This window comes from Burkholderia sp. IO2, assembly GCF_029522185.1.
GTDB classification, from domain to species: domain Bacteria; phylum Pseudomonadota; class Gammaproteobacteria; order Burkholderiales; family Burkholderiaceae; genus Burkholderia; species Burkholderia cenocepacia.
Genome location: NZ_JAKWFH010000021.1, coordinates 1 through 14,681, shown reverse-complemented (window position 1 = coordinate 14,681; position 14,681 = coordinate 1). Strand labels below are relative to the sequence as shown.

11 protein-coding genes are annotated in these 14,681 nt (G+C 68.4%); 6 read left to right on the top strand and 5 right to left on the bottom strand.

The features are described from left to right. The 3 genes from MMB92_RS15470 (at position 1) to MMB92_RS15460 (ending at position 3,641) form a co-directional block, all read left to right on the top strand. Positions 1-993, top strand: coding sequence for an ABC transporter ATP-binding protein (locus MMB92_RS15470; protein ID WP_034203161.1), 993 nt, complete (start codon positions 1-3; stop codon positions 991-993). Beyond that, entirely contained in the window at positions 990-2,009 is a 1,020-nt protein-coding gene (locus tag MMB92_RS15465; RefSeq protein WP_212266758.1) for an oligopeptide/dipeptide ABC transporter ATP-binding protein, read from the top strand. Before MMB92_RS15470 ends, MMB92_RS15465 begins: the two co-directional genes overlap by 4 nt. A gap of 165 nt (positions 2,010-2,174) precedes the next feature. Beyond that, positions 2,175-3,641 carry an OprD family porin gene (locus MMB92_RS15460; RefSeq protein WP_034178623.1) on the top strand — a complete coding sequence of 489 codons (1,467 nt, stop codon included), beginning with the start codon at positions 2,175-2,177 and terminating at the stop codon, positions 3,639-3,641. A gap of 61 nt (positions 3,642-3,702) precedes the next feature. Here the strand turns inward: MMB92_RS15460 and MMB92_RS15455 are convergent, their stop codons facing one another. From MMB92_RS15455 to MMB92_RS15445, 3 genes are all read right to left on the bottom strand, one after another. After that, positions 3,703-4,695 carry a DedA family protein/thiosulfate sulfurtransferase GlpE gene (locus MMB92_RS15455; RefSeq protein ID WP_006490157.1) on the bottom strand — a complete coding sequence of 331 codons (993 nt, stop codon included), beginning with the start codon at positions 4,693-4,695 and terminating at the stop codon, positions 3,703-3,705. A gap of 154 nt (positions 4,696-4,849) precedes the next feature. Continuing rightward, positions 4,850-5,119, bottom strand: a complete 270-nt coding sequence (locus MMB92_RS15450; protein WP_012493620.1) for a hypothetical protein — start codon at positions 5,117-5,119, stop codon at positions 4,850-4,852. Positions 5,120-5,395: 276 nt separating this feature from the next. Further along, the gene (locus MMB92_RS15445; RefSeq protein WP_062885056.1) at positions 5,396-7,735 is read right to left on the bottom strand and encodes a phospholipase C, phosphocholine-specific; all 2,340 of its coding nucleotides are present in this window, start codon (positions 7,733-7,735) and stop codon (positions 5,396-5,398) included. A 580-nt stretch (positions 7,736-8,315) separates the two neighbouring features. On the opposite strand from MMB92_RS15445, the gene MMB92_RS15440 reads away from it, so the two are divergent. Further along, positions 8,316-8,816 (top strand): GNAT family N-acetyltransferase, encoded by a 501-nt coding sequence (locus MMB92_RS15440; RefSeq protein WP_006490146.1) that lies wholly within the window; start codon positions 8,316-8,318, stop codon positions 8,814-8,816. A 259-nt stretch (positions 8,817-9,075) separates the two neighbouring features. After that, entirely contained in the window at positions 9,076-10,671 is a 1,596-nt protein-coding gene (locus tag MMB92_RS15435) for a thioredoxin family protein (protein ID WP_062885055.1), read from the top strand. A gap of 39 nt (positions 10,672-10,710) precedes the next feature. On the opposite strand, the gene MMB92_RS15430 is transcribed toward MMB92_RS15435, so the two are convergent. Together MMB92_RS15430 and MMB92_RS15425 are read right to left on the bottom strand one after the other, a co-directional pair. Next, the gene (locus tag MMB92_RS15430) at positions 10,711-10,962 is read right to left on the bottom strand and encodes a DUF4148 domain-containing protein (RefSeq protein ID WP_062885054.1); all 252 of its coding nucleotides are present in this window, start codon (positions 10,960-10,962) and stop codon (positions 10,711-10,713) included. Between the two features lie 343 nt (positions 10,963-11,305). Beyond that, complete coding sequence (locus MMB92_RS15425; RefSeq protein ID WP_006490148.1) at positions 11,306-12,709, bottom strand: GntP family permease; 1,404 nt, start codon at positions 12,707-12,709, stop codon at positions 11,306-11,308. Positions 12,710-13,025: 316 nt separating this feature from the next. Between MMB92_RS15425 and MMB92_RS15420 the strand changes: the two genes are divergently transcribed. Further along, positions 13,026-14,513, top strand: a complete 1,488-nt coding sequence (locus MMB92_RS15420) for a sigma 54-interacting transcriptional regulator (RefSeq protein ID WP_062885053.1) — start codon at positions 13,026-13,028, stop codon at positions 14,511-14,513. Positions 14,514-14,681 lie beyond the last annotated feature (168 nt).

Genomic DNA, 14,681 nt, shown 5'->3' with positions numbered 1-14,681 from the left:
ATGGCAGCTCTATTGGAAGTGGAAAATCTCGGCGTGCGCTTCACGCGCAAGGATGCGCCGCCGATCGACGCCGTGAACGGCGTGTCGTTCTCGCTCGAAGCCGGCAAGACGCTCGGCATCGTCGGCGAATCGGGCTCGGGCAAGAGCCAGACCGTGATGGCGCTGCTCGGCCTGTTGGCCGGCAACGGCACGACGACCGGCACCGCGCGCTACCGCGGCGACAACCTGCTCGAGATGGATACGCGCGCATTGAACGCCGTGCGCGGCGACCGCATCGCGATGATCTTCCAGGATCCGATGACGTCGCTCAATCCGTTCCTGACGATCGAGCGGCAGATGACCGAGACGCTGCAGCTGCATCGCAAGCTGTCGCGCAAGGAAGCCACGAAGCGCGCGATCGACGCACTCGAATCGGTGCGCATTCCCGACGCGGCGCGCCGCATCCGCATGTATCCGCACGAGTTCTCGGGCGGCATGCGGCAGCGCGTGATGATCGCGATGGCGCTGCTGTCCGAGCCGGAAATCCTGATCGCCGACGAGCCGACCACCGCGCTCGACGTGACCGTGCAGGCGCAGATCATCGACCTGCTGCGCGAGCTGAACCGCGAGCGCGGCACCGCGATCGTGCTGATCACGCACGACATGGGCGTGGTCGCCGGCCTCGCGGACGACGTGATGGTCATGTACGCGGGCCGCACCGTCGAATACGCGCCGGCCGACTCGATTTTCGCGGCGCCGTCGCATCCGTACACGATCGGCCTGCTCAACGCGCTGCCGCGGCTGACCGACGCGGACGATGCGCCGCTCGTCGCGATTCCCGGCAACCCGCCGATGCCCGGCACCGCGCCGGCCGGCTGCGCGTTCGCGAAGCGTTGCACGTATGCGGAAGAACGCTGCGGCGCCGCGCGCCCGGCGCTCGAAACCTATGGCGCCGCGGGCGCGGTGCGCGCGTGCCACCGCCCGGTGGCCGATCTGACGGGAGGTCTGCGATGAGCGTCGATGAACGCCGCCCAGCCGGCGCGACGGACGACACGTTGCTGTCCGTCGAGAACTTGAAGGTGCATTTCCGCGTGCCGCTCGGCGGCTATCCGTGGTCGCCGAAGGGCACGCTGCGCGCCGTCGACGGCGTGTCGTTCGACGTGAAGCGCGGCGAGACGGTCGGGCTCGTCGGCGAGTCTGGCTGCGGGAAGTCGACGCTCGCACGCGCGCTGATCGGCCTCGTGCCGATGACGGCCGGCACCGTGAAATGGCGCGGCCAGGCCGTCGCGCCCGATCACCTGCGCGGCACCGCGATGCGGCGCGAAGTGCAGATGATCTTCCAGGATCCGCTCGCGTCGCTCGACCCGCGCATGACGATCGAGCAGGTCGTCGCGGAGCCGCTCGTCACGCATCATGCCGGCCTCGGCCGCACCGAGGTGCGCCGCCGCGTGGTCACGATGCTCGAACGCGTCGGCCTGAACGCGCATCACCTGCTGCGTTATCCGCATGAATTTTCCGGCGGGCAGTGCCAGCGCGTCGGCATCGCGCGTGCGCTGATCGGCGAGCCGAAGCTCGTGATCTGCGACGAGCCTGTATCGGCGCTCGACGTGTCGATCCAGGCGCAGATCGTGAACCTGCTGCGCGATCTTCAGCGCGAACTGTCGTTGTCCTATCTGTTCGTCGCGCACGACCTGGCGGTGGTGAAGGCCATCAGCCAGCGCGTGCTCGTGATGTATCTCGGCCGCGTGATGGAGTTCGGCACGCGGCAGGACGTGTACGGCGTGCCGCAACACCCGTACACGAAGGCGCTGCTCGATGCGGCGCCGACGCCGGAGCCGGCGCGCGAGCGTGCTCGCCGTCCGATGCTGCTGGCGGGCGAGATGCCCTCGCCGCTCAACCCGCCGTCCGGCTGCGCGTTCCGCACGCGCTGCCCGGTCGCGATCGACGCGTGCGCGCAGGGCGTGCCGCTGCCGGAAGTACGGCACGGCTCGGCGGCGCGCGTCGCGTGCATCCGCGCGGGCGCGGCGTGATGTGAAGTGACGCAGCAAACATAACCAAGGCAGGTCAACAGGGGTAGGTGCGGCGCGAACGATCTTCGCGCCGCGGGTACAGGCGCGTCCTTAGCCGGGCTCGCCGGGGGGCTGGAAGCGGATCGCAACCGGCGTGGACGATATCAACACAAGACGAGAATGATGATGAAAAAGCAGAAGACGATCGGGACGGCATCGAAGATGCTGCTTGCATGGGGACTGCCGGCGCTCGCCGGCGTCTCGCTGACGGGTGTCGCGCATGCGGACGACGCAGTGCCGCTGACGGTCGCGCAGGCCGCACCGGCCGCCGGTACGGGCACGGCCGTTGCGCAGGCGCCGACCCAGAACGCCATTGTCAACGCCGAGGCGACCCAGGCCGTCACGCCGCCCGACGAGCCGTCGGCGCAGTCGAAATCGAAGGGCTTCATCGCCGACAGCCATCTCGACTTCCTGTTCCGCAACTATTCGGACATCCTCGACAACAAGGGCGGGCCGCACCGCCATGCGTGGGTCCAGGGCGTGATGGCGAACTTCGAGTCCGGCTATACGGCGGGCCTGATCGGCTTCGGCGTGGACGCGTCGCTGTACGCGGGCCTGAAACTCGACGGCGGCGCGGGCGCCGGCAACATGGTGCACGTGGCGAAGGGCGGCGGCGGGTCGAACCAGCTTGCATGGGCGTACCCGGGCATCTACGACGTGAAGGCGCGCATCTCGAACACGGTGGTCAAGTACGGTCTGCAGGCCGTCGACAACCCGTTCATGGAGCAGCACGACAACCGTGCGCTGCCGCCGACGTTCCTCGGCGCGACGATCGTCAGCAATGAATTCAAGAACGTGATGCTCGAGGCCGGCAGCTTCACGAAGACCGACGCGCGCGGTCATACGACGCTCACCAACCTGACGACGCAATACGGCGGCACGCGCGTCAATCGCCTGACCTACGTCGGCGGCACGTGGGACTACTCGCCGAACGGCGAAGTCGCGCTGTACGCGAACCAGGCCGACGACGTGTGGCACCAGTACTACGCGTCGGTGAAGCACAGCATCGGCAGCCCGCAGACGATCAAGTGGACCGGCTTCGGCAACGTCTACTCGACGCACGACACGGGCGATGCGCTGCAGGGCAAGATCAACAACAACGCGTACAGCCTGTCGGTGGCCGCGCAGCACGGCCCGCACGAGCTGCTGCTCGGCTTCCAGCAGGTGCTCGGCGACCAGTTCTTCGACTACCTGAACGAAACGAACGGCATCTTCCTGACCAACTCGATGGACGTCGACTACAACGCGCCGCACGAAAAGTCGCTGCAGCTGCGTTACACGTTCTACGGCAAGGAAGCGGGCCTGCCGGGCTTCAAGGCGATGGTGTGGGGCGTGACGGGCTGGGGCGCGGACGGCAGCGCGGGTGCGGCGAACGACCCGAGCAAGTCGAGCATCTACTGGAGCAACGGCGCGCCGGTGCAGGGCCGTCACCACGAGTTCGGCTTCATCCCGTCGTACACGTTCCAGAGCGGCAAGCTGAAGGACACGAAGGTCACGTTCATCGCGATGTGGCACAACGGCTCGTCCCACTACTCGGACGCGACCAACAAGGAATACCGTCTGGTCGTGAACCTGCCGCTGCACGCGTTCTGATGCGAAGGGGGCGCAACGCCCCCTGTCCGGACCCGGTGCGGCCGGCCCGCGATCGGTGCGATCAGGCCGGCTTGTGCCACCCCGCTACGGCATCGTTCGCGGCGGGCGTTTCTTCCACGAGCGACGTGAGCTGGCGGCCCGTGTCGCGCCATGCGTCGAGGCCGCCGCGCAGCGCGAGCGCATCGGTGAAGCCTGCATCGAGCAGGCGCTTCGCCATCAGCGCGGCCGTCACTTCGTTCGGGCACGAGCAATAGACGACGAACTTCTGCGTGAGCGGATAGCGCGCGACGATGTCGCCGATCTGGCGTTCGTCGGCGAACTGTGCACCGGGAATCGTGAAGGGGTCGAGCTTGCGGTGCTCGGGCGAGCGGACGTCGAGCACCACCGGGGCGGCAGTGTCGCGCAGCAGCACGTCGAGCTCGTCGACGCCGATCCGCGCGTTCGCGAGCTGGCGGATCAGCGCGCGGCGGCGCATCCACCGCACGGCCGCATAGACAGCGAGCAGCGCGACGATCACCAGCAGCACCGCACGGCCGAGGCGGCTCGCGCCGGCGAACAGCCAGTCGATCTGCCGGTAGAACACGAGGCCGGCCATCAGCCCGACGATCGTCCACAGCGCGGCGCCGAGCGCGTCGTAGCCGGCGAACGTGCGGTAGCGCGTGCCGAGCGCACCGGCCATCGGCACCGACACCAGCGACAACCCCGGAATGAAGCGCGCGACCGCGAGCACGCGCACGCCGTAGCGGCCGAAGAAGCGCTCGGTCTTTTTCACGCAGGTATCGCGCGACAGCGACAGCCGGCAGATCGTCTTCAGCGTCGTGCCGCCGTAACGCCGCCCGGCGACGTACCAGACCGTGTCGCCGATCAGCGCGCCGAGCACGGACAGCGCCACGACCGTTACGAGTTGCGAGCCGATCATCGCCGGATGCATCGCGGACATCGCGCCGAACAGCACGAGCGTCGGCATCGCGGGCACCGGCAGGCCGATGGCCGCCGCGAGCACGTTGGCGAACACGAGAAGCGGCCCGTACTGGGCGACGAGGTCACGGAGCATGACGGCTGGCCGAAAAGGAAACGCGTGGGCAGGAAATGCAGATGGGCCGATTATCGGCCTTTTTCAAGGCAGCGGCGGGAATGACGGAAAGCGCCTGACGGCGGCAGGGGGATGTCGGTGAGCCGGCGCGTGGCACGCGGCTCACCGTCCGGAATCAGGAAGGCGTGCGAGCGAGCGAGGCGGCGCCATGGTTTTCGCCGGGCAGCTCGGCGCCGTGCGAGCGGATCGCCGCGATCAGTTCGGCCGGCGTGATCTCGTAGCGGACCTCACGATGGATGCCGGGCTTGCGTTCGTCGATCTCGATCAGCAGCACGCTCTTGCCGTCGCCGGTCGCTTCGAGCCGGAGCGAGCGCAGTTCGCGGCCGTCGGCCGGGTCGTGTTCGGTGAGCAGGGTCATTGCCCCGGATGAGCCGGTAGTGCGCATCGAACCTATCCTCGTATCGTGTCGTGGATGCCGGAGCGGCAAAGATGTCTTTGTTGAATACGGCTTGACGCAGTTTAACGCGAACGGGCCGCGACACGGAGCATTTTCGTGGGGGTGAAATGAGGGCTGCACCACCGATCCCTCTGATGTTTGAGCCGCGCCGGGCGGGCGTCTCAGCCGGATCGGGCACCGGGTGAAACCGGTGCCCGAGCGGCGTTCTCGGCTACGCCGGCGCGGGTGGCGACACGCGCTGCGCCGCGCGTCGCCGCGGCGGCGTCAGAAGCGGTCGGCGAGCCCCATTGCCGGGTCGCTCACCGAGTGGCGGCCGGTTTCCACGCGGCCGGCCACGCGGCGCGAGAAGCTCGCGTCGCTGTCGGCGGTGACGATGAAGTCGTACCAATGGCCGGTCGAGTCGAGTTTCCAGTGCAACTCGGACTGGTCGCCGGCGCGCACCGTGACGGTCCAGGTGGTGCCGGTGCCGTGGCCGGTGGCGTTGTCGGTGCCGTGGCCATGACCGTTGCCGCGGTCGTCGTTTCCGCCGTGCCCGGACAGCGGCCCGTAGACCTGGTTCGATTTCACCGTGAAGCGCACCGTGCCGCCGCCGTCGTTGCGCAGCCGCAGATGGAGGTTGCCGCTCGCGCCCGCATAGCCGACGCGCACTTCGGGGTGCGGCGCACGCGCGCCGGCCAGACGGCTCAGGTCGCCGGTGAAGCGGCGGTGATAGCCGTTCGGGCCGAGCACCCACAGGTCATATTTGCCGCCATTGTCGGCGCGCGCGGCCCAGTCGCCGTGCAGCGTCTTGCCCGGCTCGACGACGTAGCGCTGCGGCAGCCGGTCGAGGTGCAGCTTGTCGTAGACGTGAAACACGGCGGCGGCGTGGCCGGTGTTCGCGAACTTCAGCGTGACCGTGCCGGCGCCGGCATCGGTGCGCGCGCTCGCGTGCAGTTCGTACGGCAACGCGCGCGACGGGCGCACGCCGGTCGCCTGCGTCGGCAGCGCGGGCGTGGCGGGCGGCACGATCTTCGGCGCGGTTTGCTGCGCGGCGCTCAGCGCGTCGACCTGGCTTTTCGTCGTACGGCCCGCGAGCGTCGGCAGCGGCTCGTTGTTCGGCGTGCGGAAGTTGAACGCGCTCGTTAGGTCGCCGCACACCGCGCGGCGGTACGCGCTGATCTGCGGCTCCGCGACGCCGAAGCGCTTCTCGAGGAAGCGCAGCGTCGACGTGTGGTCGAACACCTGCGAGTTGACCCAGCCGCCGCGGCTCCACGGCGACACGATCCACATCGGCACGCGCGGGCCCGGGCCGTATGGACGGCCGTCGACGGCCGGCTGGCTCGACGTGGCCGGCGTGAAGTCGTGGTATTCGACCGCGACGTCGGCGGCCGACAGCGTATGGCCGCCCGCGAGCGTGCCGTCGGGGTTGCGCGACGGCACGGCCGGCGACGGCATGTGGTCGAAGAAACCGTCGTTCTCGTCGTAGTTGACCAGCAGCACGGTCTTGCTCCAGACCTCCGGGTTCGCCGTCAGCGCGTCGAGCACGGCCTGCACGTACCAGCCGCCCTGCGCGGGGCTCGACGGCCCCGGGTGTTCGCTGTACGCGGACGGCGGGATGATCCACGACACTTCCGGCAGTTTGCCGTTGCGGATGTCGTCGCGGAACGTCTCGAGAAAGCCGTACGGCATCGTGTTGCCGAAGCCCTTCGCGAGCGGGCTCAGCGGGTCGTCGATCGCCGGATCGTAGAACGCGCCGGCCGCCGTCACCGGCTGCGTGATGTCGGTCGACGCGACGTACGTGGGCCGGCGCGCGGCCGGCATCTGCTCGATCGCCGCGCGCCAGTGGCGGAAGCTCATCATCTCGTTGCAGCCGAAGTTGTCGATCAGGCTCTGGTAGACCTTCCAGTTCACGCCGGCCTGTTGCAGCCGGTCGGCATAGGTCGTCCAGGTCCAGCCCTGGCTCGACGGGCCGATGTCGTTGCCGCCGTTGAACTGGTTGTTCAGCGCGGCGATCTTCACGCGGTTGCCGCCGGCCGGGCTGATGCCGTTCGGGCCGTTGGTGCCGCTCCAGTAGAACAGGCGGTTCGCGATCGTGCCCGTGTGCATCCCGCAGTGGTAGTGGTCGCACAGCGTGAACGCATCGGCGAGCGCGCGCTGGAACGGCACCTCGGCCGCGTCGTAGTAGCCCATCGACAGCGGCGTCTTCGCGTCGGGCCAGCGGTTCATCCGGCCGTGGTCCCACGCGGCCTGCGCATCGGCCCACGTGTGCGGCGTGCCGCCCGCGCGCTGCGCGTTGCCCTGGCGCGCGTCGAGGTGATACGGCGTCACGGTCGCGGCGGGCGTCGCCTTCGTGTACGCCTGGTAGAACACGTCGCGGCCGTTCGGCGACGGCACCGCGAAGCGGTCGCCGTAGCCGCGCACGCCCTTGAACGTGCCGAAGTAGCTGTCGAACGCACGGTTCTCCATCATCAGCAGCACGACGTGCTTGACGTCCTGGATGGTCCCCGTTTCGTGGAAGGCGGGAATCGCGAGCGCGCGGCGGATGCTCGGCGGAAACGCGGACAGCGCGGCGGCGGCGAGGCCGGAACCGGCGGTTTGCTGAAGGAATTTGCGGCGTGACGTCATGGCGTTCGTGTCCTGTGAGGGTGGGAGCGTTCGTGCGTTCGTCTGACGGTGCCCGGGCGTCGTCTCGCGCCGGAACGACCGGCGATGCGTGCGCGTTGGGCGCATCGGACGCCTGTTGCGGCGGTGCGCGCATCGCCCGATGCGCGACGTCGCGCGGCTGCCGCGGCCGCCGTCGCGATCCTACGCGCCGTGCGCTCGTGGTGCGCGGGGCAGGAGTCGGCACACACCGGGCCGGCGCATGCCGGGCTGGGGCGGCGCCCAGTCTAGGGACGCGACATGACGCAGGCGTGATGAAGAAATGACATCGCATGTCGCGCACGTGACGTTGCGTGCGCAACGATTCGTTCGAGCGCGATGCGAGATCGAAAACGGTAAGAAATTACCGATCGCCGCACGCGTGACCGGTCAGAATTTTCCGGATGGGCGCGGATCGCGCGAGCGCGCTTGGTTGCGGATGCAACCTGACGTGCAACGGCGTGACACCCGTGTTTCAAATGCGTGAAATCGGCTAAGCTCGATGCGTTGCTGCGCGCCTGCGCAGTCCGCGCGTTCGGCGCGACTTTTCGGAACCGGCCCACCCATGACCGATATCACGATCCGGCACAGCGAGACGCACGACGTCGACGCGATCCGGCAGATCGCCGCGCATCCCGCGGTGTACATGAATACGTTGCAGCAGCCGTTTCCGTCGCTCGAAAAATGGCGGAAGCGGCTCGACAACGTGCGCGAGCACGGCGTGAGCCTCGTCGCCGAAATCGACGGCACGGTGGTCGGCCATCTCGGTCTGCATCCCGAGCCGAATCCGCGCCGGCGCCACGCGGCGGCGCTCGGCATGATGGTCGACGCGGCGCGTCACGGGCGCGGCATCGGCGGTCGGTTGCTCGCGGCCGCGATCGATCTCGCGGAGAACTGGCTGAACATCACGCGTCTCGAGCTGACCGTGTTTACCGACAACCGCGCGGCGATCGCGCTCTACGAGAAACACGGTTTCCGCATCGAGGGCGAATCGCCGGATTACGCGTTGCGCGACGGCGTGCATGCGTCCGTGTATCACATGGCCCGGCTCAAGGCGCGGCCGTGAAGGGCCGGCCGCTGCGGACGTGACGGCACACGCGGCCGCGATGCCGCGCGTCATATTCAATCGAGAATTCGTTCGTTTTCCTTCGGCTGTACCCGTCGTATCGTCGAGCGATTTGCCGGTCGCCGCGGCCGGCTTCGCTTTTCCGTATCGATGCATGCGCGGCGCTGCAGGTCGGCCGGCCTCGTCGTCATCGCTTCACGGCCCTCGTTGCGTGCGCGGCATCTCCCTGAAACCGTCTTGTTCAACGGAACCCGCTTCGATGAAAACCGTTCTTCGCAATCTCACCGCCGCCTGCCTGTTCGCCGCCGCCGGTGCGGCGCTTGCCGCTGCCGCGCCCGTGGGCGCCCCGGTGGCGAACGCATCGCCCGACGGTGCGCATCTGCCGCCCGGCATCGCGTGGCAACACGGCGACGTCGACGCCGCATTCGCGCTCGCGAAGCGCGAGGGCAAGCCGCTGCTGCTGTACTGGGGCGCGGTATGGTGTCCGTCGTGCAACCAGGTGAAGTCGACGATCTTCAGCCAGCAGGCCTTCAAGACGCGCTCGTCGTTCTTCGTGCCCGTGTATCTCGACGGCGACACCGAGAGCGCGCAGAAGCTCGGCGAGCGTTTCAAGGTGCACGGCTATCCGACGATGATCCTGTTCCGCCCCGACGGCACCGAAGTGACGCGGCTGCCGGGCGAAGCCGATCTCGACCGCTACATGCAGGCGCTGTCGCTCGGGATGACGGCCGCGCACCCGGTGCGGCAGACGCTCGCGACGGCGCTGAAGAACGGCGCGTCGCTGACACCGGACGAATGGCGCCTGCTGGCCGACTATTCATGGGATACCGACGGTGCGCTGCCGGTGCCGGCCGATCGTGTCGCGCAGACGCTGCAGTCGCTCGCGCAACGCGCACGGGCGGCCGGGGCGAAAGCCGAAGCGGCGCGCTTCGCGCTGAAGTCGGCGGTGGTCGCCGCGTCGGACGACCCGACGCAGGCCGGTGCGCTCGACAAGGCCGCGCTGGCCGATTCGCTGCGCACGGTGCTGCACGATGCCGCGCTGTCGCGGGCCGATTCGGACGTGCTGGTCGCGGCCCCTGCGCGCGTGGTCGCGTATCTCGGCGGCGACGACGCGCAGCGCACGAAATTGCGCGGCACGTACGACACGGCGCTGGCGCGCCTGTCGACCGACACCACGCTGTCGTCGATCGACCGGCTGATGGCGCTGCACGGCCGCGTGCTGCTCGCGCGCGGCGATGCGCGCAAGGGCACGCCGGCTGCGACATCGACGCTGGCCGACACCGCGCGCAAGCAGATCGCCGCGTCGGTGCAGGGCGCGGCGAACGCGTACGAGCGGCAGGCGCTCGTCAGCGAAGGCGCGGACACGCTGACCGACGCCGGCCTGTACGACGAATCGGATGCGTTGCTGAAGGCCGAGCTGCCGCGTTCGTCCACGCCGTACTATTTCATGTCGGGGCTGGCCGCGAACGCGAAGGCGCGCGGCGACAAGGCGGCGGCGCTCGACTGGTATCGCAAGGCGTACGACGCGGCGAACGGGCCGGCGACAAAGCTGCGCTGGGGCGCGACTTACTTCGCGAATGCGGTGGAACTGGCGCCGAACGATGCGGCGCGCATCGAAGGAATTGCCGCCAGTGTGCTCGCGCAGGCCGACAAGACCCGCGACGCGTTCTACGGCGCGAACCTGCGCGCGCTGACCAAGGTCGTCACGCAACTGAACCGCTGGCGCGCCAGCGGCGCGCACGATGCGTCGGTCAAGTCGGTCGTCAAGCAGTTCGACGGCGTGTGCGGGAAGCTGCCGGCCGGCGATCCGCAGGCGGCGGCGTGCGCGAAGCTGATCCAGCCCGTGAAGGCGTAACGACGCGCGAGCGCATCGTCGAGCGGGCCGGACGTTCCGTTACCGGCCCGACTGCGACGACGCGCCGCGGTCGCTGCCGTATCCGGCGTCGTGCTGGCGGGCGATCTTCGCTTCGGCGGACATGATGCTGGCCGGATAGAACCAGTCGCTCGACTGGAAGCCGGCCTGCTTGAGCGCCTTGACTTCGGCGTGGACCTGCGCGCGCGTGAGCGGCTGGTTCGACTGGGCTTGCGCGGCAAACGGGGCCAAGACGGCGAGGGCGATGGCAACGGCAGGGATCAGGCGCTTCATGATCGGGACCTCCACGATTCCGGTGAATCGCAGCGCTTCGTTCGTCGAAGCGCCAGGCGACGTTGAAACCAGTGTAGGCCCGGGCGGAGATGTGAAAAATGCGATCGCGCCCAACGCAGTGTTTTGCTCCCGGCAACAATCGGCGGATGGCGGCAGGGCCGCGCAATGCGGCCGGGCGGCCCCACGCGCGCGGGCACGGTGGCGTGGATTGGGCCTGATTCGCCGGGCAGGGAAATGAAATCGGACCGGATGCGCATTCCGGAATCCGTTCCGGTGCGCATGCGGTCCGATCCTGAAACGCGATGCGGACGGCGACGGACGAACGCCGCCTCGATGCCAGGGCTTACACGAGCCCCGTGGCGTAGTAGACGGCGATCACGAAGAACACCGCGAGCGTCTTGATGACGGTGACCGCGAAGATGTCGCGATACGACTCGCGGTGCGTGAGGCCCGTGACCGCGAGCAGCGTGATGACCGCGCCGTTGTGCGGCAGCGTGTCCATGCCGCCGCTCGCCATCGCGACGACCCGGTGCAGTACGTCCATCGGGATGTTGGCCGCCTGTGCGCCCTTGATGAACAGGTCCGACATCGCGGCGAGCGCGATGCTCATGCCGCCGGACGCCGAGCCCGTGATGCCGGCGAGCGAGCTGACCGACACGGCTGCGTTGACGAGCGGGTTCGGGATGCTCTTCAACGCATCGCTGACGACGAGGAAGCCCGGCAGCGCGGCGATCACGCCGCCGAAGCCGTATTCCGACGCGGTGTTCATCGCGGCGAGCAGCGCGCCGGCGACGGCGGCCTTGGAGCCGGCCGCGAAGCGGTCGCTGACACGCTTGAATGCCGTCAGCACGACCAGCACGATACCGAGCAGCAGCGCAGCCTCGACCGACCAGATCGCGACGACGGTCTTGATCGACGTCGTGACCGGCGCGTGCACGCCGGGCAGCACGTCCGGCGCGACCGTGTACGACGCGGCGCCGTACCACTGCGGGATCAGCTTCGTGAACGCGAAGTTCGACACGCCGACGAGGATCAGCGGCAGGATCGCCAGCGCGGGATGGGGCAGCGCCTTCGCCTCGACGCGTTCCGGCTCGTTGACGAGCGACGTGCCGTAGCCTTCGCCCTTCGCCATCGCCGAACGGCGGCGCCATTCGAGATACGTGAGGCCGACGACGATGATGAACAGCGAGCCGATCGTACCGAGCGCGGGCGCGGCCCAGGCGGTCGTCTTGAAGAACGTGGTCGGGATGATGTTCTGGATCTGCGGCGTGCCGGGCAGCGAATCCATCGTGAACGAGAACGCGCCGAGGGCGATCGCGCCGGGCATCAGTCGTTTCGGGATGTTGCTCTGGCGATAGAGTTCGGCCGCGAACGGATAGACCGCGAACACCACGACGAACAGCGAGACACCGCCATAGGTGAGCAGCGCGCACACCGCGACGATCACCGCATTCGCGCGCGAGCGGCCGATGTAGCGGATCGCCGCATGGACGATCGATTCGGAGAACCCGGACAGTTCGATCACCTTGCCGAACACGGCGCCGAGCATGAAGACCGGGAAGTACAGTTTGACGAAGCCGACCATCTTCTCCATGAAGATGCCGGAGAAGACCGGTGCGACGGCGGCGGGTTCGGTCAGGAGCACCGCGCCGAGCGCGGCGATCGGCGCGAACAGGATCACGCTGTAGCCGCGATACGCGGCGAACATCAGGAACGCCAGCGCGGCGAGGACGATCACGAAAGACAAGGGAGTCTCCTAATGGCTTTGGTTGTTGTTCGATCGCGCGACGCGCCGCGGACCGGCTCAGGTTCGTGCAGGTTTCGTGCCATCGGCCGGATTGCGCCGCCGGACATGGGCCCGCCGGCGGCCGGCGGGCCCGCGCCGGCGCAAGTCTGACGATTCTACATAAAACGTCTCCATCCGGAGACGTTTCGGCCATCCGGTCACCCCTCGAAATCGTGCAGGGCATTCCCGGACAACGCATTGCGACGTGTCTCCATAGTGAGATAATCCGTCTCGTTCCGGAGACATCCGGTCGAGGATACACGGAGACGAAGACACGATGATGAACGACTGGGCGCGCCTGCCCGTCAACTACGGCGACGTGCTGCGGCGCGCCGCCGAGTCGCTGTTCCGGACCTTCGAGGATTCGAGTGCGGGTACGGTGGTCGTCGATCGCGACGCGCGCGTCGTGTGGATGAACGAACGTTACGCGGCGCGCTTCGGTTTCGCCGATCCGCAGCAGGCCGTCGGCCTCGACTGCGAGGCCGTGATCCCGAACAGCCTGATGCGGGAGGTGGTGTCGACCGGACAGCCGATCCTGCTCGACATCATGGAGACGGGCCGCGAGCCGCTCGTCGTCACGCGCCTGCCGTTGAAGAACGAAGCCGGCGAGACGGTCGGCGCGATCGGCTTCGCGCTGTTCGACCAGTTGAAGACGCTCACGCCGATTTTTTCCCGCTACGCGCAGCTTCAGCAGCAACTGATCGCGACGCAGCGCTCGCTCGCTCAGGCGCGCCGCGCGAAATACACGTTCGCGAGCTTCGTCGGCACGAGTGCCGCGAGCCTCGAGACCAAGCGCCAGGCGCGCCGCGCCGCGCAGGTCGATTCGCCGGTGCTGCTGCTCGGCGAGACGGGCACCGGCAAGGAGTTGCTCGCCCATGCGATTCACGCGGCGTCGGCGCGTGCGCTCCAGCCGCTCGTGACCGTCAACGTCGCCGCGATTCCCGACACGCTGCTCGAAACCGAATTCTTCGGCGCGGCGCCGGGCGCGTACACCGGTGCCGATCGGAAGGGACGCGTCGGCAAGTTCGAGCTGGCCGATCGCGGCACGCTGTTTCTCGACGAGATCGGCGACATGCCGCTGCCGTTGCAGGGCAAGCTGCTGCGCGTGCTGCAGGACAAGGAGTTCGAGCCGGTCGGCTCGAACCGGATCGTGCGCGCGGACGTGCGCATCATCGCCGCCACGTCGGCCGACCTGCCGGCGCTGGTGACGGCCGGGCGTTTTCGCGCGGATCTCTATTACCGGCTGAACGTGCTGACGATCCATGCACCGCCGCTGCGCGAACGCGCATCCGACATCGCGGCGCTGGTTTATGCGACGCTCGAGGAGCTGGCGGCCCAGCACGGACGCGCCGCGCACTGCGAGCTGACCGACGATGCGCTGCGGATGCTGTGCGCGTATCCGTGGCCCGGCAACGTGCGCGAGTTGCGCAACACGCTCGAACGCGCGCTGATGCTGTCGGACCGTTCGGTGATCGATGCGCGCGCGCTCGCGCCGTTTCTCGGGCCGGTGCGGATCTCGCCGGACGGCGCGGCGCCGGCGCAGCAGGGTGGCGTGGTGCCGGCCGAACAGCGTGCGGACGATGCGTCGACGGCATCCGGTGCGCCGGCCGCCTCGTATGCCGATGCGCTGGCGGCGTGGGAGCGTCAGTTCCTGACCGACGCACTCGCGGCCTGTGACGGGAAGGTCGTCGAAGCGGCCGCGCGCATCGGCATCGGTCGCGCGACGCTGTACAAGAAACTGGCGGCGCTCGGCATCGACCGATAGGCCGATCGGCGATGCCGACGCGGCCCGATGTAACGCATCGAACAGGAGAATTGAAATGAACGCGTCCCACCCGTGAACGTGAGAGCAGAAAAAGGGGTGGACCCTCACGGGCCAACGGCATCGATGTGCCCAAGTGGAAAATGCACGCATTTCCCGGCAACCGGAGGA